Here is a 22,419-nt window from a genome sequence, read left to right on the forward strand (position 1 = left end):
CACATTCTGCTTTTATATAGCTGCCCAATACATTCTTTTTAAAACTTCGCTACCTATAAAAGAAAGAAACATAGAAAGGAGCATCTTTTTTAACATATCATATCTAGTTATTTAGATATCTGTGTTTGTGTTTAACATTACATAATTCTAATACTATTGACATCCAATCATGCTCATTTCCTTGTTAATAAATCGATTTCACTTTCAAAATAATAAGAAGAATGGAGAGTTTTACAAATGAAAAAAGTAAGTCCTTTACTTATTCTTACACTAGCAATAGGGGTGTTTGGAATTATTACTACCGAGATGGGTATTGTCGGTGTATTACCACAAATCACTCAGAAATTTGACATTTCAACTGCACAGGCAGGATTTTTAGTAAGTATATTCGCACTAGTCGTTGCTATTTCTGGTCCGTTTTTAATTCTGCTCGTCTCTAGTATTAATCGTAAAATAATTTTATTAATAGCAATCTTTGTTTTTGTTATTTCAAATATAATTTACGCTTATACAACACAATTTGAAATCATGCTTATTTTTCGTATTTTACCTGCAGCACTTCACCCACTCTTCTTTTCAATCGCTCTTGTAACTGCTGCTAAACTTGTCCCTCCTGAAAAGAGTGGTCAAGCGGTTACAAAAGTTTTCATGGGAATTACGGTTGGCTTTGCACTAGGTGTACCATTAACCTCTTACCTTGCAGATCAATTTTCATTAGAAATTGCTTTCTTATTCGGAGCGCTTATTAACGCCCTTGCATTCATTGGAATACTAATCTCACTTCCTTCTATGCCCGTTAAAGAAAAAATGTCTTTCGGCAAACAAATTCGTATACTCGGCAAACCAGGATTATGGTTAAATATTTTAACTGTCACATTCCTTTTTGCAGCCATGTTTTCCGTATACAGCTACTTCGCCGAATACCTTGCGAAAGTAACTTCCATGAATGGATCGCTCATCAGTATCATGCTATTCATATTTGGTATAGTTATGATTTTAGGCAATCATTTATTTGGTAGTCTTCTGCAAAGAAGCATAGTAAATACAGTAATATCGTTCCCTATTTTATATTCTATTGTTTACATATTGGTTTATTATTTAGGTCCTTATCTTGTTCCAATGATTTTTATGGTATTCATTTGGGGAATCGTGCATGCTGGTGGATTAATTGTTGGTCAAACATGGTTAATAAGTGAAGCAAGAGAAGCACCCGAATTTGGTAATAGCCTATTCGTTTCATTCTCAAATCTTGGAATTACTCTAGGAACAACTATTGGAGGCTGGTTCATTTCAAACTTAGGTATTCATCAACTTATTTGGAGTGGATTTATATTTACACTACTTTCATTTCTATTAATTATAATAAAACTAAAATTTTTCACTTCTAATAACCTAGCTTCATTATCAAGCTAGTACATTTTCAGTTCCAAACTGGATAAAAAACATTATACAGTGAAACTTTAATCAGCTCTCACCAATCGGGCGTTTATGGGCAGCCCGGCAAATAGTGGGATAAATTCTATATAAAATACTGGTTATTCTTCTTATAAGATTTTATAAACTATAAAGTATGACACTCAGAGCCTTTAGCTATAAATACAAGTTAAAGACTTTTTATATAAAAACAGCTTTAAAAGGTGCTAATTTTATGGAACATCATCAAAATAGAATACTAAAAAAAGGCTCCATTGCTGGAGCACTCAAAAAATAATATAACTAAACGAATTAAAACAAGGAACAGACAATTAAAATATACAAATAAAACATAAATAAATCTATATATATGTAATATTACATATAAAAATCCTATTTATCACTGCTATAATAAACTTACTCGATGATTGTTATATTATTCATAGGTTAAAAGCAATAAGTTACCTTCTTAACACCAATTTACAAAGAAAAAAGACATCTTAATTGATGTCTTTTTTTATTTTCCAAAGGACCTGCTCAATTATTGCGTAAAAAACATAAAGTAATTTGAATCCGTTAAAATACATGAGTGCACCCTTGTTTTCCCCTCTTATTAAAAGGAGGAACTATTATGGGTTTTGGTGGTAGTTGCGGCGAAGGCTGCGGTTTTGCTGGAGGATTTGCTTTATTAGTTGTACTGTTTATTTTATTAATCATCGTTGGAGCTTCTTGCTTCTGCTAAAAAACTATCAGAAAAGACACTCTTATATGGGTGTCTTTTCTTTATAATAAAGTGAAACTTTATTCCTCCGCATCCCTCATACTGTAATACCCCAAATTAATAATAACCAAGAAATACCCACCCATAATTCCGGCAGCGAATGTCCACATGAATTCATGGTGTTCAATTTCATACATAATAATCGCACCTAGTATTGCGGCTGCAAACCGATTTATCATTCCGAGCATCGGTGCTTTTTCTTTTTTTACAATGCTATCTCCGAACTTTTCAATACGCCTTCCTAAAATCCAGGCGCAGTACATACTCACCAAAAGGCCAATGCTTATCCCTACAAACTGGGCTGAAAAAGGTGTCACGAGCCAGCCCAATAACATTACGCCTAGCAAACAATACATTTGTATGTTAAACGATTTTAGTGCCATACGAATCATGTTATTCTCCTTTATCTTTCTCATTGTAATTCCGTATCATCAGTCCAATCTTCCAGGCTTCAAGCTTTCAGCTATATCTTTTTTAAAATGAGGGAATTTGATTTTGCTCACCATTAAATAAGCGAGTGCGCATGTACCAAACGCCACGGAAACTGGATTCTTTAAAAAACATAAAATGAGGAGACACATTGCCGCAAATGGAATCGGCATGCCGATAAAGGTCGGGAGTTTGCTTTGCTGTGTGTTAAATCTTGCAAGCCGAAGCATTCCGCAAATACTATAAGCAAGCGCACATATCATCCCGATAGACTGCAAATCTTTTAACGAAGTACTATATGCAAGAATAGATGGTGCCACACCGAAGGTCACTAAATCCGCAAATGAGTCTAGCTCTCCGCCTATTTCCGAAACAGAATCAAGTTTCCGAGCGACCATGCCATCAAACAGATCAAGGACCATACCTGTAATAATGAACATAACTGCACCGTACATCTCGTCAACGAAAACAGCATGAATAGCCAAAAGCCCACATATAAAATTTGCTATCGTAATCATATTTGGTATGAAACTCATAATGCACTTCTCCTCCTTTCTACTAATTGCTTCATCTAAGTTCTTACTCATTACAATCAAGATCCTTCTGCTTTTCTTCCAATATCACTTTATTTATTTTCGTTAACGTATCTGTCATTTGCTCTAGGGCGTTTATATCGATTTTAGAAAAATATTTCTCAATTAATACATCATCTAACTCAGACAACCGCTCTATATACTTACTACCGTTTGGACCAAGTGTAAGAAAATACTCCCGTTTATTATTAGGGTTTACTTGTTTTGAAATCATCTTCTGTTTCTCCAATTTCGATAAAACTTGGCTAACGGCACTTTTTGATACATTAAAAGTAGTCGCAATGTGATTTGCCGTCGTGTTTTCATTTAAATTAATATGAAATAGCATGCTCTCTTGCTGTCCTGTAAGACCGAACTCATCTTTTAACTCCTGGAATAGTAAAATGTAGAATTCATTATAAGCTCGGTTCATTTCATTAATTACTTCTTTATACGTTCTAGTCATAGCGTTATTCCTCCATGCTTTTATTTCGCTTAATAGTTAAGTTCACTTAACTTAACTATAGTATACCGTTATGTTCGTGTAAAGGGAAATATCGCTCTACACTTTACTCACAATGATACAAAAAAGAAGACACTCTTCTAAAACAAGTTTAGTCGCTTCTGTCTCACTGCTTTCCTCATCCAAATACTCGGTAAGTCATTCTGAATAATCAAAAAGAAAAACAATTAAATTCCATATAGACCCATTACTGGTTAAAATGTTATGATGGAATCACCCTACATAGTTACTCATAGCCAGACTGAGGAACTAGCGTCTTATTAAGTAATGCGCATAACTAAAATAAAAAAGACACTTTACGGTGTCTTTTTTATTTATATTCCTAGGAATTATCTCTTTTATAAACACACTCTATCAAACAGTAAAGGAGACAAACAGATGGAACATCCTGTTGCAAGAGAATTACGTTTTATACGGGTATGTCTTATCATTTTGATTATTGTCATTGCATTCTGGAACCGGGAGAAAACTGTGGAAATTACTGATCACGGTAGCGATCCTATTTTAAACACCAGCAATATGACCCAAGTTGGTGAGAATACATTTGCATACAAAGATGAATCGAATCAAATTAAAATATTTAAGTTTAATCCAGATACAAATGAAATAAAATTAATAAAAGAGTTTTATGCTAACGAATATTAATTACATGAATTAAATAATTCAAATCTGTAGAAGGCACTTTAAAGTGTCTTTTCTTTATGAACTACAAAGTATGAGGACCCAAGTCATTAGCTGCAATTACGACTAAGGCTTTTACTATATAAAAAATAAAACATAGTAAGAATAGAATACTCATTTAAATTATTTTTCACTTCACAAACTACATCCAAAAAGTTGGATAGCTTCTTTTACTACTCATATTATTAATGAATAAAGCAATAACTACAATAACAACGGAGCCAATTAAAACTGGTGTTACTAAATAACTCCAACTATTTGCCCCTAAAATAACGATAATCGGATCGGCGCCTGCCGGAGGATGCGTCGTTCTCGTTAACATCATAACGGCTATTGCCATCCCCACCGCTAAAGCAATTGTCCAATATTCATTCCCAAACAAATGATATATTGATAGACCAATGAAAGTTGAAATCAAATGTCCTCCAATAATATTACGCGGCTGAGATAATGGCGCATTCCAAACTCCAAACGCTAATACACAACTCGCACCAAATGGAGCCATTAATAATTCTGTAGAGGTTATGCTCGTTAAATATGTTAAGGTAAGAATTGTTAAAAATCCCCCTAGTAGTCCCGTTAAAGAGTCCTTTACATTTACTTGTAATGGGCTTCTTCCTTTCCCTTTCATTTTTGTAAAATATCGTACACTTATTGGTTGAGGATCTTTCTGCTTAGTTGCTGTTATATTATCCATCGTTCTCCTCCTTTATTTACCAACAATTATAACTCGACATAACTAACCTGTAAATATTAATTTAAGGGGTTAGTTCTAAAGTACAAAAAAAGAATCAACTGTTATAAGTTGATTCTCTAAACTTCTTCAAATTTTCGATCCTGAAATTTTGCTACCTTTTTCCGGTTCCCACATATTTTCATAGAACACCATTTTCGTTTTCCACTCTTATCTATAAATAATAAAACACAGTCAGGATTTGAACACCTTTTAAGGGAAATAAGCTTATTTTCTGCTATTAACGTTAAAGCGTCAAATGCAATTAACGATGCGAGTACATCCTCGATTTCTCCAACTGGGATAGATACTAGCTGCTGTTCAATGATTTTATATGTAAATGGTGCCTTCTCAATTTTTTTTTCTAAATACGTAATAAAATCATTAGAAATTTCTTGCTGATCAGCAATTGCCTCAAACTGTTTTCTCAATACTTCTCTTACCTCTAATATGCTAGATGTAACTTGATCCATTCGCTTCTGAATTCCTATAAGTGTTTTCTCATTCCAAAAAGGAAGATTAACCTTTATTACATGTAGCCATTCTAATACATCTTCATCTGTTATTAATAAATCATAACGTTGTCCACGCCTAACTAGCTCTGTATTTACTAAATCTAATGAGGGATTTCCAGATATAAGCGGGAATTGTTTTGTTTCCTGCATGTACTCATCACCTTCTCTTTAAACAATCATATTCCAGATTAATACAGAAGTGCAACTTTTTTATAAACTACAAAGTATGAAGATTAAAGCCTTTAGCCATAATTACGACTAAAGGCTTTTTGTATGTAAGTAAATGAAAAAGGAGCTACTTTTATGGAACATAATAAAAATGGAATGCTTGCTTTAATTGTTTTATTTTTAGGATTAGCATTTTTTGTAAGTGGAATGGTTTATCATTTATGGGGCTCATTTTAATTTCAACTTTTAGACAGATAAATAATTCGAATCAGAGAAACGCTCAATTTTTCCCTTTTCCTTCCAAAATTAATATAATAAGATATAAAATGTAATAAATATACAAATATATATAGCACTCATTAAAAGTGCTTCTATTTTGGAAGGAAGAAACAAACGATGAACAAAAAGTTATTAGCATCATTATTATGTAGCACATTCTTGTTTGGAGTATCAGCTTGCAGTTCACATGATGCGCCCGAGAAAAATGAGCAGGCTACTTCTAAAAAAACAGAGAATAACAAACTTAGCAGCAAGGATCCGCAAAAAGAACTTCCTACCAATGTAGATTCCTCTGATGTATACATGTCAATGGGATCTGCCGAGTCATTAGATGTTCTAGGGACTGGAGAAGTTAAAGCACAAGGTGTCTTTAAAGTATTAGACATCGCCGTTTATAATCGTAAAGAAGAACCCATTACACTAGATATTAACAACTTTAAATTAATTGATGGATTTGGAAGAGAATATCACATTTCCAATGAATATCAGTCAGTACTTAAAACTGCGAATATCTCCACATTCAAATTTAATATTGTTAATCCTAATGAAAGTTCGGAAGGAAACATTGTATTTGATGTACCGAAAAACACGCAAGGATTAACTTTAAAAATTAATAATGATAAGTTAGATAAAGAACTCCAATTAAAAGTGGAATAGGCCAATAAATGCGTCTCCCTTAACATTCTCTACCGACATAAAAAAGTACAGTCTTTTCTACAGCAGACTGTACTTTTTTATTTATCATTTCACATAACATTCCCTAATTTTTTTGACTAGATGCTCTCCAATCACGAAAAGATGTTGGGCGTCCAGAAAAAGCTCTTTGCTTTGTAACAGATGGTTTTTCTTCAGGAGTCATTGTTTTTTCTTTAAGAGTCGCTGGTTTTTCTTTAAGCGTCACTGATTTTTCTTCAAGAATAGTCACAGCTGTTTGCATTTTCTCTAACTGTTCTTTCAACAATTGTTGTTCAATCTTTAAATCCGTAAGTAAACGTAAAATCATCTCAGAATTAGCCATAAGATCCTCCTTCCCCCAATACACAGAATAAAATACAATATGTAGCAGACGAAATACCGGTGACAAAAATAAGGTCGTCAACTCTTTTTAACTTCCAAAATCCTTTTATTTTTTTAAGGACCTGCTCCATTCACCCTTAAAAACATAAATTAAATTAAATCCATTAATAAATGGTCTTTATGGAAGGAGGAGTTAATATGGGCTATGGAGGTAGTTGTGGTGGAGGCTGTGGTTTCGGCGGCGGATTTGCCTTACTTGTTGTGCTCTTCATCTTATTAATCATCGTTGGCGCTAGCTGTTGGGGCGGCGGATTCGGCTGCTAAGGAGAGGCACTCTTGAGAGTGTCTTTTTTTTGATATGTGGCTCGTATACATATTGTTCAAATCTATATAATTTTTAAAAATATAGTTTTAAAGCATATTTCTCAATGAATAAAACAACTTAACATGGTAAAATAATATTTGGATGGGAGTCCAATATATTATTAAAATTAAGATGGTTCAAGTCGAAGGAAGGCACCTTAGGGTGTCTTTTCTTTATGACTTCTAACATCAATAAAGGGTGGTACAAACTATTACATATGTTTGTACCACCCTTTATTGATGCGTTTAGACTTCACAGGTGTTGAAGTTTTAGACTTCTCCCTTAGTGTACCCATATTATTAGAACATCCTGTAATCTGTAGACAAAATGTAGCTAATAAAAACAATATTAATAATTTCTTCAATAAATCCTCCTACATACATAAAACACCATATGTTACAAAACAAACATAACATCAACTCTTCATAAAAACAATATAATCCTTGGTCCTTAAGCTATCTCTTAACATAGGAGTACTTCTACATATTCATCAAGCTAAGATTTTTAAATATCCCCTACTTAAGGAATTTGTAAGTATCAAGTAAGAAAAACGAGAACTTTGTTTCGTATAATCAAAATATAAAGTGAAGGAAGAAAGATTATTTCTGGGATTAATATGCATGTGACAAGAGAAGAAATCTACGTTTTTTTAGAATAATAATATGAGTATGTCCAAGTTTTGGAGATTGCTTGCAAATATTTTTAAGTTTTCGCACCAGAACCCTAATTACCCTACCTGTTTTTTACCATCACATATTGGAGGTTAAAACATGAATAAAAAAAAGAAAATACAAAGATCAGCACTTACCTTTACCCTACTCTTTTCTTTAGGCGTTTCATCTTTCCCGCTTACAACAACTATTCACGCAGATACACGTGAGAAACAATCTGCTGAAAAGAAATTAATCTCTTTAACGGAGCGTACATCATTATTTTTTGAATATCTCCAGCAAGGTAAGTATGCAGAGGCACTACAGTTGACGTCTACTGCTTTTCAATCCAAATTTACAGCAACCACATTACAAAACTGGTGGACACAAAGTGGCTGGAGCGGGATAAAAAGCATGGGAACCCCCGTGATAAAAGAACGAAACTCGGTCCATCAGACGTTGGAAATTCCAGCAGCTACCGAAGGAACTACCATACCGCTACTCCTTAAATTCACACCTGGCGGGAAAGTAGATGAAATTGGAGAAAGGCCACCCGAGGAATATTTTACCATCCTCCATCCTAGCTATGATCAACCTGACTCCTATCAAGAACGTGAAATCGTCATTGGAAATTCTACCTATCCGTTACCAGCGACATTAACAGTTCCGAAACATAAGCGTGGTGAAAAGCTGCCCGTAGTTGTTCTTGTTCATGGTGCTGGCATCCATGATCGCGATGCTACCTATTTGGGAACAAAAATCTTACGCGATCTTGCGGTAGGCCTTTCATCCAACGGAATTGCAGTGTTGCGCTATGAAAAACGTACCTTAGAACATGCATTAAAGATGAGTGCAGAACCTGTTACATTAGACCGTGATACTACAGATGATGCCATATATGCAGCAAAGTCAGCAGCGCAGCAGGAAGGCATTGATCCAAATAATATTTTCATTCTCGGACATAGCCAAGGAGCTGGCACAATGCCGCGTATACTGAGCAAAGCGCCTTCCTCACTTGTCCGAGGAAGTATCTTACTCGCACCACCTGCACGCCCTTTGACTGACATTGCCATTGATCAGTATCAATACCTTGGGGAGTCAAAGGAAGTAATCGATGAATTAAAAAGACAGGTCGCTTTTATCCAGGATCCTGCTTTCAATCCTGACCATCCTCCAGCTGGCTACAATTTTGGGTCACCTCATTTTATGTATGATGTTTCTAGGTGGCGTCCAGTTGAAGAAGCACAATCACGAAAAGAGCCTTTACTCATTTTGCAAGGAGCACGCGATTATCAAGTAACAGTAAAAGATGAATATACAAAATGGCAGAAAGGACTTTCAAACCGCGGGAATGTTCAGTTCAAAAAATACCCGAAATTGAATCATTTCTTCACGGAGGGTGACGGGGAATTAAGTCTTCCTAGTGAATACGAAATTCCTGCTAATGTTCCCGAGTATGTCATCCAAGACATTATTACATGGGTTAACGAGACAAAAAAATAAGAAAACATCAAAAGCCTTCATGCAATCATCATTGCGTGAAGGCTTTTTTGAAACTAGTGATTCAGAGATAGCTATTATAATGGATCAAAACGAAAATTATATTTTTCTACGTACTAAATAAAACGCTAAGGAACCCATAATAACAGGTGCAACGAAGTCAAAGAAATATGAAAAAGAAAAATTAAAAAGAAAAAGAAATGGTATAAGTGTATAGATAACTGCTAGTCCTATAAATAAAGGAATTCCAAATTGAAACTCTCGACATCGTTTAATTTTCCTATATAAGACTTCCCCAATTAGACAAGCTATAAGAGCTGGTATACTACCATAAGTGACGATAGTTTTTATGAACCCCTGTAAAACGTCTGGGTGAATAAAGCTAGGATTAAAAATATATGAAATTAAGAACCATCCAAAAATAAAAGCAAATAGACTTGCAGCATAACTAACTACAAATTTTATCAAAGTAAGCAACGTAATCATCCTCACAATTCCCTAATATTATCTTCATTTTATCATTTTCTCTTAAAAAGATTCCAAAAGGGTATACTTGCCCTTCAGCTTTCTTTTTTAACGCTTGTTCAAGACGTATTTTTTGATGTTATTCTGTATAAAAAACTTTTGGGAGCAACCTGTTCTGTTAGGTTGATAGCGATGGGGTGCCGCCAGCATTTCGAAAAAAATCACGCTAAACAAAAAACTATAACAAACTTTCCATATGGGCAACTAAATTACATAAAAAAAGACACTCTAAGGTGCCTTTCTCCGACTCGATAACCACTTTAATTTTACTAATGTGTATTGGACTTTCCATCCTCATCAATGAATGGAAAGTAGAGATGCTTCAATTATGTACCGATCTGGAGCGTCTCCTATATAGTCAAAAGGATAACAAGTTGTTAATGTTAATGTTGGCTCACTTTTTTCTACAATAACTGTTCGATCTTCTGAATCTGTTATCCAATGCTTGTTAATTTCATATGTATATGTTTTATTTTCATATTCCACGATAAGTTGGTCATTTTCCTTTAATTGACCAAGCTCGGTAAAAACAGTATCTCTATGTCCACTTAAAACTGTATGACCATTTCCAGATGGTGTAGTAGTTAAGTCACTAACAAACATACCTACACCCTTTTTTAGTACTTTATCATCGGCTCCCCAATATATAGAGTATTTCTTTTGTATTTTAGGGATAATTAAATATGCTACTTTATCTCCTAACTGATGGTTTACCTTTGAAGCAGGAATTTGTACAGGTTCTTCTTGTAATGAAGTGTCAGTCTTTATCTCTGTCTCTATTTGATTGATGTTTTGCTTTTCATTTTCTTTAGAAGGTGTGGAGATCTCATATTGTTTAGCCTCGTTAGTTGTCAACGACTCTGCTGATTGTCTAGCACTATACCATTCTAGAAAATAATAAGAAAAGATAGTAAGTCCAATAACAGTTAAACATAAGCCTATCCATTGTTTTTTATTCACTCTTATCACTCCATTTGAAAACGACAGGATTTCTCCTGCCGTTTTAAGGAACTATTTTATGCGTTTGTCTTTTTACGACGGAACATTAATACAGCTCCAGCTAATGCTAATCCTAAGCTTGCTAGCATCATTGTAACACCGTTTGATGCTGTATTAGGTAATTTTTCACCTTGTTTTTTTGTTTCTTTTTTCACAACTGTATTAGTATTTTTCTTTGTTTCTTTTGCAGTTGTTTGAGGCTTAGTTTGTTCTTGTTTATTATTTGTTGTTTGGTTGTTTTGTTTTGAATTCTCTTGCTTAGTATTTTCTTGTTTAACAGGTTCTTGTTTAGTGTTTTCCTGTTTAGTATTTTCTTGTTTAGGTTGTTCTTGAGGTTTAGTAGTTTCTTTATTTTCTGTTGTAGTATTTGTGCTCTTTGGATATTTATAATCCTCACATGGAATGCCGTCTTTATCATTATCTAAACGGTGCGGATCATTTCCAACACCATATCCATTTTGATCCCAGAATGCTTGAGCATCTTGTTGACTTTTAAAATGGCCACAGTTTTTTGTATCATTAGGACTCTTAGCTGCAAATGCAGAAGAACTGTACCCCACTGTTAATAGTGTTACCGCTGTTGCTGAAGCTAATAATTTTTTCATAAATTTCTTTATCCCCCTAAATGGTATGTATTTACATTGAAATATTTTACATTTAAAAAATTAAAAATACAATAATAATTTGTAGATAAATGTAAGATTTCTAGATAATAATACCAAACTGTTAATTTGTATATTGTCATATTATGTCGAAAGAAAATAAAAAAAGAGCCAAGGCCCTCTTTAATAACTACTAATAACCATAATCACTATTCTCACAGTAATATGAATTTGATTTATCACAACAAATATATGTTATTTGTTGGATAAATAATGGAATCAGTAAAGCGTTAGCTGTAGTAGCATTTGAGACAGTAATACTTTGAAAACATCCTCAAGTAAGAAAGTTTTTGTATCTCCTGGTGTTAATGTAATTATTACAATTCTACATGTCTAATGAGGAAAAAATATACCGTATACTATATACAGTTGGATATTATCAGGAATCATTTTGCACGAAAGAAAAGACACTCCTTATGAGTGTCTTTTCCAATAGTTTTTAGCAGAAGCAAGAAGCTCCAACGATGATTAATAAAATGAATAACACAACTAATAAAGCAAAGCCTCCCGAGAAGCCACAACCGCCACAACTACCACCATAACCCATAATAGTTCCTCCTTTAGATAAGAGGGGAAAACTAAGGTTCACTCATGTATTTTAATGGATTCGTTTCATCTTATGTTTTTTCGTATTGATTGAGCAGGTCCTTTCGAAAACTATTCACATATTAACTATATTTTTAAAAATTAATAATTCAACTATAACAATAAATAGATAAATTAATATAATGTATTAATTCTAAAAGAAGGGAGGAATAGCCATGCAATTAGTTTGTTTTAAAATAGTAAGTGGTCAGTATTTCTTGTTTGTAGAAGGTATTCAAATTCCTGTACCAATTCCAGCAGTTGCTGCAGCTTTATTAATTGGTTTAGGAGTAATTCCACTTTGTTCTTAATGTAAAGAATTCGAATCATTCCTATCTTTTCATTGGAAAAGCCTCAAATATATGAATACTTGAGGCTTTTCTTATAATTGAGAAAGACACTTTAACGTGGCTGAAGATCTCCTGATTTAACTAATGCGGCCGTTACATCATCACCGAAAGTATTGAGACAGAATACTTGCTCGTCTACCGTATCCATCACTGTAGCCTCACCTATCTTGCCACCTTGAAGTTTAATAAAATAGTTATGTTCTTCTAAAATTTTACTAAAATCTCTATTTGCCCATCTTTCAGTAATTGCTAATAGCTCTTCTTTATTCTTGAAATTGTTTCCGTTTAGAATGTTTCTTACTTTCTCTGCATTCTTTTTGGACATAGGGGTTGCTCCCTTTCCTTCACACGCTTTTACTTTTTGATGAGTCATGCTATGCATAGCTGAAATAACTTCTTCTTCAGTAGAAGTTACTGTAATGTGAAGTTGTGCATTTGAACCTTTCACTTCTGCTTCATTCGATAGTGTGTCTTCTTTATTAACCTCTGCAAAAACATGGTCCTCACTCTCAAGCGGGACTTCAGCAAACTGTAACATTCCATAAGTCATACCAGTTGCAAGTACTACTACACCTATAATAGATGCTAGCCAATACGTTAGCTTTTTGTCCATCTTCATTTCCCCTGTCTTCGTTTAAATATCTTAACTAAAGAGTACCATATTTAATTCCTTTTTATTGAAGTGTCTCTAATTTTTACTATAAAAAACGTATAAATCATTTAATACCAATATAACAACTTCACAATCATGACTATGCCTATTCTCATAACAGGATCTATATACGATGTCACTAAATCATCTGGTGAACTATTAGTTATTAGTACGGCTTTGCATCCTTATTCTCAAAAAGGATAATTATTGTACATACCAATTCTTATGTATAAAGACACCCAAAACAAGTGTTACGAAAAAAATATAAAAAAGACATCTTTTCTAGGGAAAGATGTCTTTTTTATATAAACCTTAATGTTCGTTCTGTAAAACCCTCGCTGCCTTTACTCCTTCTTTCTCTTCTTTTAAGAATAACGATACGATAAATGCAACAATAATAAAGATTAACCCAAGTGCAAATGCGCCTTGGAACCCTGACGTTAAACCGTTTAACTTCTCTACTGGATCCAGTGGATTTGCGGAGCTTTCCATATACTTAGTTGTTCCTGAAGACATTTTCGAAATAAAGATAGCTGTACCAATTGCACCAGCTACTTGTTGCAACGTACTAAATAGTGCTGTTCCGTGCGGATATAAATCTGGTGTTAATTGATTTAAACCGTATGTTTGTGCTGTCATGACAAACATGAGTCCAACCATTAATACGCTATGCATGACAATAATTTGTACCATTGATGTATCAGGAGTAATGCCTTTAAATAAGAACATTGCAATTCCTACTAAGACAATGCCGGGAACGATAATAACTTTCGGACTAAATTTATCAAATAGTTTACCTGCGATTGGTCCCATTATGGCGCTAATAACACTTCCCGGAAGCATGATAATTCCTGATTTAAAAGCTGTAACGAGTAAAACGGTTTGCAGGAACATCGGTAATAAAGTCATCGTTGAAAATAGCGACATCATCACAATGACAATTAATCCAACTGATAATGTAAACATCGGAACTTTAAATGCTCGTAATTCTAAAATTGGATTCTCAATTTTCAATTGTCGAACGGCAAAAATACATAATGAGATAAGCCCAACAATTAAAGTGCCATACACTTTTGCATCGGACCATCCTAAATCACCCGATGCACTAAAGCTATACACAAGCCCGCCAAATCCTAATGTCGATAAAAGGATAGATGGGTAATCTACTTTTGGCCTTGTTAACTCTGAAACATTTTGAATGTACTTCATCCCAATCATAATGGAAATGATCACGATAGGAATAACAATATAGAATAACCAGCGCCAATTTAATGAATCCACAATTACTCCAGATAATGTAGGGCCAATTGCCGGAGCTGCCATCATCACGAGTGCGATTAATCCCATTGTCGCACCACGTTTTTCAGGTGGACAAATGATTAAAATCGTATTCATTAATAACGGTGTAATTAACCCCGTCGCTACAGCTTGGACGATACGGCCAATTAATAAAACGGAAAATGTCGGTGCGAATCCCGCAATTAATGTACCGACTAAAAACGTTACCATAGCGATCAAAAACATTTGTCTCGTTGTGAGCCATTGCTGAAGTAATGCTGTAATTGGAACTAAAACCCCAACTACTAACATGTATGCTGTAGAAAGCCATTGAATCGTTGAAGCCGTTACGTCAAATTCTTTCATTAATACCGTTAACGCATTTCCAAGTAATGTTTCATTTAATAATGCAACCATTGCACCTAAAAGTAATGCAATTAAAATGGGGGTATGTTTCAAATTAGAAGTATCAACTTTGCCACTTACTGGGCTCTTAGTTGTCATATTCATTTACAGATTCTCCTCCTGTTTCTTACTTAAAAAACTTTAAATACACCGGAACACATGTAATATAATATACATATGTAGATTAAAAAGGGAGAATCAATTTTCAGCCACTGTATATTTAATCTACAAAAAAGGAGAATTGTAGATGAACGATAGTGAAAAACAACTTGATTTACGTATTAGACGTACACATAAATTACTGTGGGATTCCTTATTTGAATTAATGACGCAATCAAAACAGAAATATAGTACGATCACGATTAACCAAATATGTGACCGCGCAATGGTACACCGAACAACCTTTTATAAACACTTTGAAGATAAAGATGCTTTATTAACATTTGGATTTAAACGATACGGCAAGATGATTGCTGAAATACCGGTTTCAGATCGATTAAGTAAACCATTTCAAGTAATGGAACAATTTCTACATCATGAAGAAATCGGTAAAATATTAGAAACACAAATGTCTGATGAACAATTTATTAACCGGACACAGCATTTAAGTCACGAAACGAGAAAACAAGAAATAGAAGCGTTAAATCAACTGCACAAAAATCATACGATGCCCAATGATTTAATCATTGAATTTTATTCAGGGGCAATCACCTCATTAAGCGCATGGTGGTTTAAAAGTGAAAGAAAAGTTTCTGCTGCTGAAATGGATAGGTATCTCCACCAACTTATTAATCGGGATATCTTTCAGTTTGAAGAGGAATAAGACTACACCTTTTCAATCATGCAATAAAGTGAAACTTTAATCAGTGGGGGGTTTTGTTCATCCCCCACTGATTATTAGTTGAACTAATCGGACTTTTACGGACAGTTGATCCCCCACCTAACTTCTTTGCTTCCACTGAATTTTGAGGTGGGGGTCTTACTGCCCGTTAAAGCGGGATCAAATTGACCACAAAATAGGAATATGATATATTTTCCGTAGAATACTATATAAGTATGACATCAAATAAAATGGCATATAATAAAAAGAAGAGATGCGCTAACATCTCTTCCATAACTGCTACCGATTAGGGTGGTGGTTATTATAAGCTATTTCTTTTTGCGGAACCCACCCTTTTGCTTGTGACGGCGCGGAGTGGGTTTTTTGTTGTCCTTATCCAGAAGTTGCTTCCGCAAAAAATACGCTGAAACTTCGCGCACAGTCGCTTTGACAAACTCTTTTACAAGGTCAAACAAAAACTCCATATTATCACCTCCTTTCCTTCCGAATAGAAAGAAGGGATAACCATCCACCCTCACAATATGCAGTTGACTTTATTTTATCAAATGATTGTAAAGATATTATGTAAACAAAACAAATGAAATTTCACATAGAAAAAAAGCCCTTCTAAACCGGGCTTTTCTATCACCATTATTTAGCGATCTTCTTCAAATCCGAACTTTCTATAATTGAAAGCAGTCCACCTTTTATTAAGATGGACCATAACCAATAAGATGAGCAATTATAACTGCTATTAAACCGATTGAGTATTCAATGAGAATTAAAGGAAGAATCCACCTTGCCCACCTTGTCCATGAAATCCCTGCGATTGCTAATCCAGCCATTAGCGTACCACCTGTTGGAAAAATAATATTTCCAATACCATCGGCGAATGAAAAGGATAATACGGCTGTTTGGCGTGTAATGTCCAATAAATCTGCAAGTGGCGCCATAATAGGCATTGTCAACATCGCATGACCACTACCTGATGCTAAAATAAAATGAATCGCTACTTGGAAGTTGTACATTCCAACAACACTTAAAAAAGGAGATACATGTTTCATTTCTTCCGACACTTGATACAGTAGTGGGTCTATAATATGCCCTTGATTCAATACGACTAAAATAGCGCGTGATACACCAATGATTAAAGCTCCCCCGATTAAAGATGCCGATCCTTGTGTAAAAGATTCTACTGTATCATCAAGAGATATCTTGCCAAGAATTGCAATGATTATAGTTAAAATAATAAATAAGGCTGCAATTTCTTTTATATACCACTCGTACTTAATAACACCAAATACAAGAATAATATAATTGATTAAAAAGGCCGTTAATATCCATTTATGTCTTTTTGTTAACTCTACTTTCGCTGTTAGTAGGCTGTCTTGCTTGTTTGTATCGAATTTTCCGTAAATTCCGCTTGCAGGATCCCTCTTTACTTTCATCGCATGACGATAAACGAATGTAACAGCAATTACATATATGACTACGAATAAAACGAGGCGGAACCCCATCCCCGAATACATAGGAAGACCCGCTATCCCTTGAGCCAGCCCAACTGTAAACGGATTCATAATTGCCGTTGTAAATCCGACGGACGCTCCTACTAGTACCATCGCAGTTCCTGTTATCGTATCAAATCCAACCGCAAGAGCTAGCGGAATAAATAGAGGTACATACACTAAAGCTTCCTCAGCCATCCCCATTAATGACCCGCCAAGTGCAAAGAACAGCATGATAATAGGAATCATTAACTTTTCACGGTTAGCGAGTTTTTTTGCCATCGTTGAAACAAGAGCCTCAACTGTACCGGATGCCTTTAATACACCAAAAAAACCTCCGATAATAAGAATAAAAAAGATAATATTAGCAGCTTCTACCATCCCTGTAGGAATAGATTTTACCGTATCAAAAAATCCAAGTGGCGTTGATTCAATCCATTTAAATGAATTTGGATCTACTGTTGTATACCCATTTTTTTCAATCTGTTCATATTTTCCGGCCGGCAATATATGTGTAATAACAGCCGCAATAACTAGCAAGACAAGTAACATTGCAAATACGTTTATTTTCCATTCTTTTCTTTCCTTTTTTTCTTCTGGCTCGAATGAAACTGCCTTCTCTGATACTTGACTCATATACCAATCCCCTTTGCAATAAAATGAAACGTTGATCAATGGGGGTTTTGTTCATCCCCCACTGATTATTACTTTTCCGGGCAGCTGGCAGTCTGGTTTCCCCACTACCATGACGTACCAAGCTATCCACCAATTCTTTTATTTATAACACGCTAGGATTTAACTACCTTTTTACTAATTTCATTTACAAATTGGTTAAATAAACGTTGCTGTAGAGCATCCTTTTCCGACATCATTTCTGGATGCCATTGAACCGCTGCTACATAACGATGAGCTTTGGATTCAATAGCCTCTATCACACCATCAAAAGACCATGCGCTCGCCTCAAAATTTTCCCCTAATGTTTTCACTGCTTGATGGTGAAAAGAATTAACCATTAAAGATTTTTGGCCAATAGCCTCATAAATTTTCCCCTCTTCCAGAAGATCTACGGAATGAGAGCCTTGCCATTTACGGAACTGTTCTCGAACATGGAAATATTCTGGCCCCATCTCGTGCTCTAAGTCTTGATAAAGAGATCCACCAGCTGCAACATTTAATACCTGTAATCCTCGGCAAATTCCTAGAATAGGAATATCTTTTTCTAAAGCCTGCTTTGCCAAATTTAATTCAAAATTATCTCGTTCTTCCTCTACAGTACCTATATATGATTTTGGAATATCACCATAATAAACTGGATTGATGTCCGCGCCACCAGCCAATAACAATCCATCTAATTGATTAAGTGTGGACTCAATTTGATCCACTTCCTCAATTGGAAGTAGAACAACCGTTGCACCTGCTCGTTGAAGTGAACGGATGTAGTCGTAAGAAAAGATAGCCATATCTTGACCTGGTAGCCCTCGTAAGCCCTCCTTCCCTATTTCACTATGATCAATATAATACCCCGTAACACCAATTAGTGGTTTCATTTTCTCTCACCTCATAATTTAAATGGTTTCGTTGTCTTTCTCTGCTGAAATTGTATACTCTTAACCTCCCTTTTCTAGCAAGTGGTAAAGAATTAAATATGTAAATTATGACTCTACTCATTTCATTATTTCTTTACACACCATTGATATAAGCAAATATCGTGCCAACATTGAAATTAAAGTGATTATTTACATATTTTTAAATATTTTGTCGTTTTATCGGTGTTTACTATGCTGAAATGTATTATAATTGGTTATTAATTGGTTACATAATGACCAATTAATAACCAACTTTAGACCAATTCCATTCAACTAAAGAGGTGCTCTATGAACAAATTTGAAACCAACCACATTGTATTGATCACCGTTTTAAAAGAAACACGAAAAGCCCTACATCAACAACTAACGGAGATGGTAGGTGATCTCATAGATATCGAAAGTTTTTCTGTAGAAGAAAGTATTCCAAAAGTATTTCATTCTACATTAATTGTATTACCGAATACATTTACGATAGAAACGGTGAAAGACTTTATTGGGGGAAACTGCGAAGTAATAATAGCAAAACGAACATTAAATTATGAAAACGTAGACCAGCTTTTATTTTTACCAGAAGGAACACAAGCCCTATATGTGAATGATAATCATAAAACAGTATACGAATCAATTGAAACGATGCGTCAATTGGGGCTGAACCATATTGAATATGTCCCATACTATCCTGGAAAAACGAATATACAAATGATCAAGCTCGCAATCACACCTGGCGAACTTGAAATTATCCCTGATTTTGTAGAAAAAGTAATTAATATTGGTCATAGATTAATAGATATTACTACAATCATGTCCATTCTAGATCGATTTCATTTAATGGAGGAATCAGGTAACCACGTTTCTGAGAGATACTATCGAAAAATAGTAGATTTAACAAAGAATTTAGCTAAAGCTCATCGACAACTTCATCAAGTTATTGATGGTGTTGGTGATGGCATACTAGCTATTGATTATGAAGGAAGAATTGTTGTCTTTAATGAATTTCTGGAAAGCATGCTGAAAATAAAAAGTAAAAATGCTATTGGTCATCCGATTGATGCCATTATTGATAATATCGATTTAGTGAACTTCATCCTTTCAAATAAGCAACAAGAAAGCGGAATATTTGTTGTAAACGGCTTGGATGTAATAGTGGAACGTCTACATATAAATGATCAATCGATTATTGTTACTTTTAGAAATGCCCTTAAGACCATCGGATTTGAACGGAAATTGAGAAAAGAATTTGTCAAAAAAGGTTATGTAGCAAAATACAATTTTCATAACATCGTTGGGATTAGCTCTACGATCCAAGACACGAAACAAATTGCCAAAAGGCTAGCTAAGACTGATTTAACTGTATTAATTGAAGGTGAAAGTGGTACTGGAAAAGAGTTGTTTGCAAGTGCTATTCATAATGCTTCCCAGCGAAATAGCGGCCCTTTTCTTGCCGTTAACTTCAGTGCTTTATCGGATGATTTAGTCGAGAGTGAATTATTTGGTTATGAAGACGGAGCGTTTACCGGAGCAAAAAAGGGCGGGAAAATGGGACTATTTGAACAAGCAAATGGTGGCACTATTTTTTTAGATGAGATTGGAGATATTAGCCTGAAACTTCAAGCACGACTACTTCGAGTATTGCAGGAAAAAGAGATTATGCGCGTTGGCGGAAGCCAAATTATCCCGATAGACGTCCGGATTATTGCAGCAACCAATAAGGATCTACTGAAAATGATTCAAGAAAATATGTTTAGAGAAGATTTATACCATAGGCTTAAAGTACTCTTTATACACCTTCCCGAATTAAGGGCACGCCGAAATGACATTGAATTATTAGCTAAACATTTTGTCGCACTATCGGACCCTAAAGTCAAAATTGAACAAGAACTAATTGAAGAACTGCAAGGATATCCATGGTACGGAAATGTACGAGAACTTAAAAATACGATAGATTATATGCTTGCTGTCCGTACCGGAAACCAAATAACAAAAAATGATTTGCCTAATCAACATTATTTTCAAAAGCCTCCACATAAGAAAACAAATAGCGATCAGGCAGAAAATATTAAACCCTTTTCTTCAAGTTCAAACGCTCTTGATCAAGAATCACTTTTCATCCTTACCCTTATCATGAATTATGAAGAAAAAGGAAAGGCAATCGGACGAAGAATTATTTCTGAAAAGAGCCAAGAAGTCGAAATGAAATTAACTGAGGCACAGGTTAGACACCGATTGAACTTCCTGAAGATGAAAGGTTATGTGGAAATAAAAAAAGGTAGAGCAGGGATTCATTTAACAAGAAAAGGGTTGGAGATTCTACGTAGTCTTTAATCAAGGTTCGGATTTTCAGATACATAGAGGCTGTTTTATAAACAGCCTCTTTTTTTATGGAATAAAACGTCGATAAATTTAAGTTACAAATATTCATAATTAATATTAAAATGAACAATAGGGATAGGGGTATGGGCTTATAAAATTTATACATAACGAGGGAATAGAAATGAAACTACAATTAAAAGCGGATTTAATGTTACTACTAGTTACATTTTTTTGGGGTGCATCCATCCTACTTACAAAACTTGGACTTGATGGCATAGAAGAATATAATTTAATCGCATTACGATTTATTATCGCTTTTCTTTTATCAGGTTTAATATTTTACAAACATTTATTTAAGATCGATTTTAAAACTGTAAAATATGCATTTATACTCGCTTCTGTCTTATTTATCGTTTACATTTTCGCGACTTTCGGTACAAAGTATACGAGTGTTTCTAATGCTGGTTTCCTACTATGTCTCACAGTCATTTTCATTCCAATATTATCAGCTATATTTTTAAAACACATTCCGGAAAAGAAAGTGATAGTAGGGATCATTTTAACGATAATAGGAATCGGCTTATTAACATTAACGAGCGAATTCAAAATCGGTAACGGCGATATATTTTGCATACTGTCTGCCCTGTTTTATGCGATCCACGTCATCATTACTGGAAGTGTAACGAAACATGTGAATTCCATTGCACTTGGAGTTATACAACTCGGCTTCGTCGGCCTATTTAGTCTTATTTTTTCATTCATTATCGAAACGCCAAAACTGCCTAGCACAACCAACTCATGGCTCATCATTCTAGCCTTAAGCATATTTTGCACCGCAGTCGCATTCATCGTGCAAGTTATTGCCCAGCAATACACGACGCCTACACATACAGGACTTATCTTCTCATTAGAACCTGTCTTTTCCGCAGGCTTTGCTTTCATTTTCACAGGTGAAACGCTGACAGGAAAAGGATACTTAGGGGCTACGCTTATATTATTGAGTGTGTTAATTGCTGAGTTGGATTTTAAGAGTTTGTTGAGGCCTAATTATAAGAAGAATATAGAGTAAACATTTCAATATAATCAATAAACATACCCCAGAAAAATATGAGTTTAT

At 34.6% G+C, this 22,419-nt stretch carries 25 protein-coding genes and 1 pseudogene; 10 read left to right on the top strand and 16 right to left on the bottom strand.

Going from position 1 to position 22,419, the window contains the following annotated elements; all coding sequences use genetic code 11:
- The first annotated feature begins 237 nt into the window (after positions 1-237).
- Entirely contained in the window at positions 238-1,413 is a 1,176-nt protein-coding gene (locus tag BUA87_RS12605) for an MFS transporter (protein ID WP_000757906.1), read from the top strand.
- 631 nt (positions 1,414-2,044) lie between these two features.
- Positions 2,045-2,155, top strand: coding sequence for a YjcZ family sporulation protein (locus BUA87_RS12610; protein WP_000505669.1), 111 nt, complete (start codon positions 2,045-2,047; stop codon positions 2,153-2,155).
- A 59-nt stretch (positions 2,156-2,214) separates the two neighbouring features.
- Here BUA87_RS12610 and BUA87_RS12615 read toward each other — a convergent pair whose 3' ends face one another.
- The 3 genes from BUA87_RS12615 to BUA87_RS12625 are packed head-to-tail and all read right to left on the bottom strand — an operon-like array spanning position 2,215 to position 3,661.
- Complete coding sequence (locus BUA87_RS12615) at positions 2,215-2,586, bottom strand: ATP synthase subunit I (protein ID WP_000620577.1); 372 nt, start codon at positions 2,584-2,586, stop codon at positions 2,215-2,217.
- A 39-nt stretch (positions 2,587-2,625) separates the two neighbouring features.
- Entirely contained in the window at positions 2,626-3,210 is a 585-nt protein-coding gene (gene pssA, locus BUA87_RS12620; protein WP_000042017.1) for a CDP-diacylglycerol--serine O-phosphatidyltransferase, read from the bottom strand.
- The gene (locus tag BUA87_RS12625; protein ID WP_000198941.1) at positions 3,203-3,661 is read right to left on the bottom strand and encodes a MarR family winged helix-turn-helix transcriptional regulator; all 459 of its coding nucleotides are present in this window, start codon (positions 3,659-3,661) and stop codon (positions 3,203-3,205) included. The genes pssA and BUA87_RS12625 overlap by 8 nt, the downstream gene beginning before the upstream one ends.
- Positions 3,662-4,096: 435 nt before the next feature.
- On the opposite strand from BUA87_RS12625, the gene BUA87_RS12630 reads away from it, so the two are divergent.
- Entirely contained in the window at positions 4,097-4,363 is a 267-nt protein-coding gene (locus BUA87_RS12630) for a YmzC family protein (RefSeq protein WP_000400971.1), read from the top strand.
- 178 nt (positions 4,364-4,541) lie between these two features.
- Here BUA87_RS12630 and BUA87_RS12635 read toward each other — a convergent pair whose 3' ends face one another.
- A complete protein-coding gene (locus BUA87_RS12635) occupies positions 4,542-5,096 on the bottom strand; it encodes an HPP family protein (RefSeq protein WP_000368844.1) in 555 nt (184 codons plus the stop codon).
- A gap of 116 nt (positions 5,097-5,212) precedes the next feature.
- Positions 5,213-5,797, bottom strand: coding sequence for a CGNR zinc finger domain-containing protein (locus BUA87_RS12640; protein ID WP_072939833.1), 585 nt, complete (start codon positions 5,795-5,797; stop codon positions 5,213-5,215).
- A 414-nt stretch (positions 5,798-6,211) separates the two neighbouring features.
- Between BUA87_RS12640 and BUA87_RS12645 the strand changes: the two genes are divergently transcribed.
- Positions 6,212-6,751: a DUF4352 domain-containing protein gene (locus BUA87_RS12645; RefSeq protein ID WP_072939836.1), complete on the top strand. Its 540-nt coding sequence runs from the start codon at positions 6,212-6,214 to the stop codon at positions 6,749-6,751.
- Positions 6,752-6,854: 103 nt separating this feature from the next.
- Here BUA87_RS12645 and BUA87_RS12650 read toward each other — a convergent pair whose 3' ends face one another.
- Complete coding sequence (locus BUA87_RS12650; RefSeq protein WP_000013694.1) at positions 6,855-7,112, bottom strand: hypothetical protein; 258 nt, start codon at positions 7,110-7,112, stop codon at positions 6,855-6,857.
- 197 nt (positions 7,113-7,309) lie between these two features.
- Between BUA87_RS12650 and BUA87_RS12655 the strand changes: the two genes are divergently transcribed.
- Both BUA87_RS12655 and BUA87_RS12660 read left to right on the top strand, forming a co-directional pair.
- Positions 7,310-7,435: a YjcZ family sporulation protein gene (locus BUA87_RS12655; RefSeq protein ID WP_000540377.1), complete on the top strand. Its 126-nt coding sequence runs from the start codon at positions 7,310-7,312 to the stop codon at positions 7,433-7,435.
- 810 nt (positions 7,436-8,245) lie between these two features.
- Entirely contained in the window at positions 8,246-9,628 is a 1,383-nt protein-coding gene (locus tag BUA87_RS12660; RefSeq protein ID WP_072939838.1) for an alpha/beta hydrolase, read from the top strand.
- Positions 9,629-9,724: 96 nt separating this feature from the next.
- Here the strand turns inward: BUA87_RS12660 and BUA87_RS12665 are convergent, their stop codons facing one another.
- The 5 genes and pseudogenes from BUA87_RS12665 to BUA87_RS12685 all read right to left on the bottom strand — a co-directional run bounded on the left by BUA87_RS12665 (position 9,725) and on the right by BUA87_RS12685 (position 12,358).
- Positions 9,725-10,111, bottom strand: coding sequence for a hypothetical protein (locus BUA87_RS12665; RefSeq protein ID WP_000631589.1), 387 nt, complete (start codon positions 10,109-10,111; stop codon positions 9,725-9,727).
- A gap of 25 nt (positions 10,112-10,136) precedes the next feature.
- Positions 10,137-10,259, bottom strand: a pseudogene (locus BUA87_RS31550) (N-acetyltransferase); the annotation flags it as partial.
- 188 nt (positions 10,260-10,447) lie between these two features.
- Entirely contained in the window at positions 10,448-11,110 is a 663-nt protein-coding gene (locus BUA87_RS12670) for a class D sortase (protein ID WP_065228392.1), read from the bottom strand.
- A 56-nt stretch (positions 11,111-11,166) separates the two neighbouring features.
- Positions 11,167-11,754 carry an excalibur calcium-binding domain-containing protein gene (locus tag BUA87_RS12675; RefSeq protein ID WP_000734535.1) on the bottom strand — a complete coding sequence of 196 codons (588 nt, stop codon included), beginning with the start codon at positions 11,752-11,754 and terminating at the stop codon, positions 11,167-11,169.
- A gap of 496 nt (positions 11,755-12,250) precedes the next feature.
- A complete protein-coding gene (locus BUA87_RS12685; protein WP_000540375.1) occupies positions 12,251-12,358 on the bottom strand; it encodes a YjcZ family sporulation protein in 108 nt (35 codons plus the stop codon).
- 214 nt (positions 12,359-12,572) lie between these two features.
- Here BUA87_RS12685 and BUA87_RS31810 point away from each other — a divergent pair, with 214 nt between their 5' ends.
- Positions 12,573-12,707 (top strand): hypothetical protein, encoded by a 135-nt coding sequence (locus BUA87_RS31810; protein ID WP_001177693.1) that lies wholly within the window; start codon positions 12,573-12,575, stop codon positions 12,705-12,707.
- Between the two features lie 91 nt (positions 12,708-12,798).
- On the opposite strand, the gene BUA87_RS12690 is transcribed toward BUA87_RS31810, so the two are convergent.
- Together BUA87_RS12690 and BUA87_RS12695 are read right to left on the bottom strand one after the other, a co-directional pair.
- Entirely contained in the window at positions 12,799-13,359 is a 561-nt protein-coding gene (locus BUA87_RS12690; RefSeq protein ID WP_065228391.1) for a PRK06770 family protein, read from the bottom strand.
- A 351-nt stretch (positions 13,360-13,710) separates the two neighbouring features.
- A complete protein-coding gene (locus BUA87_RS12695) occupies positions 13,711-15,186 on the bottom strand; it encodes an MDR family MFS transporter (RefSeq protein WP_081367161.1) in 1,476 nt (491 codons plus the stop codon).
- 142 nt (positions 15,187-15,328) lie between these two features.
- Between BUA87_RS12695 and BUA87_RS12700 the strand changes: the two genes are divergently transcribed.
- Positions 15,329-15,904 carry a TetR/AcrR family transcriptional regulator gene (locus tag BUA87_RS12700; RefSeq protein WP_071713746.1) on the top strand — a complete coding sequence of 192 codons (576 nt, stop codon included), beginning with the start codon at positions 15,329-15,331 and terminating at the stop codon, positions 15,902-15,904.
- Between the two features lie 326 nt (positions 15,905-16,230).
- On the opposite strand, the gene BUA87_RS31345 is transcribed toward BUA87_RS12700, so the two are convergent.
- The 3 genes from BUA87_RS31345 to BUA87_RS12710 form a co-directional block, all read right to left on the bottom strand.
- Positions 16,231-16,386 (bottom strand): hypothetical protein, encoded by a 156-nt coding sequence (locus tag BUA87_RS31345; RefSeq protein ID WP_000394753.1) that lies wholly within the window; start codon positions 16,384-16,386, stop codon positions 16,231-16,233.
- A gap of 225 nt (positions 16,387-16,611) precedes the next feature.
- Positions 16,612-18,042: a YfcC family protein gene (locus BUA87_RS12705; protein WP_071713747.1), complete on the bottom strand. Its 1,431-nt coding sequence runs from the start codon at positions 18,040-18,042 to the stop codon at positions 16,612-16,614.
- 152 nt (positions 18,043-18,194) lie between these two features.
- A complete protein-coding gene (locus BUA87_RS12710; RefSeq protein ID WP_071713748.1) occupies positions 18,195-18,953 on the bottom strand; it encodes a gamma-glutamyl-gamma-aminobutyrate hydrolase family protein in 759 nt (252 codons plus the stop codon).
- Between the two features lie 327 nt (positions 18,954-19,280).
- On the opposite strand from BUA87_RS12710, the gene BUA87_RS12715 reads away from it, so the two are divergent.
- Together BUA87_RS12715 and BUA87_RS12720 are read left to right on the top strand one after the other, a co-directional pair.
- Entirely contained in the window at positions 19,281-21,314 is a 2,034-nt protein-coding gene (locus BUA87_RS12715) for a sigma 54-interacting transcriptional regulator (RefSeq protein ID WP_071713749.1), read from the top strand.
- Between the two features lie 169 nt (positions 21,315-21,483).
- Entirely contained in the window at positions 21,484-22,371 is an 888-nt protein-coding gene (locus BUA87_RS12720; protein ID WP_000776056.1) for a DMT family transporter, read from the top strand.
- The last annotated feature ends 48 nt before the right edge of the window (positions 22,372-22,419 follow it).

The sequence above is a fragment of the Bacillus sp. bc15 genome (genome assembly GCF_900142585.1).
GTDB lineage: Bacteria > Bacillota > Bacilli > Bacillales > Bacillaceae_G > Bacillus_A > Bacillus_A cereus.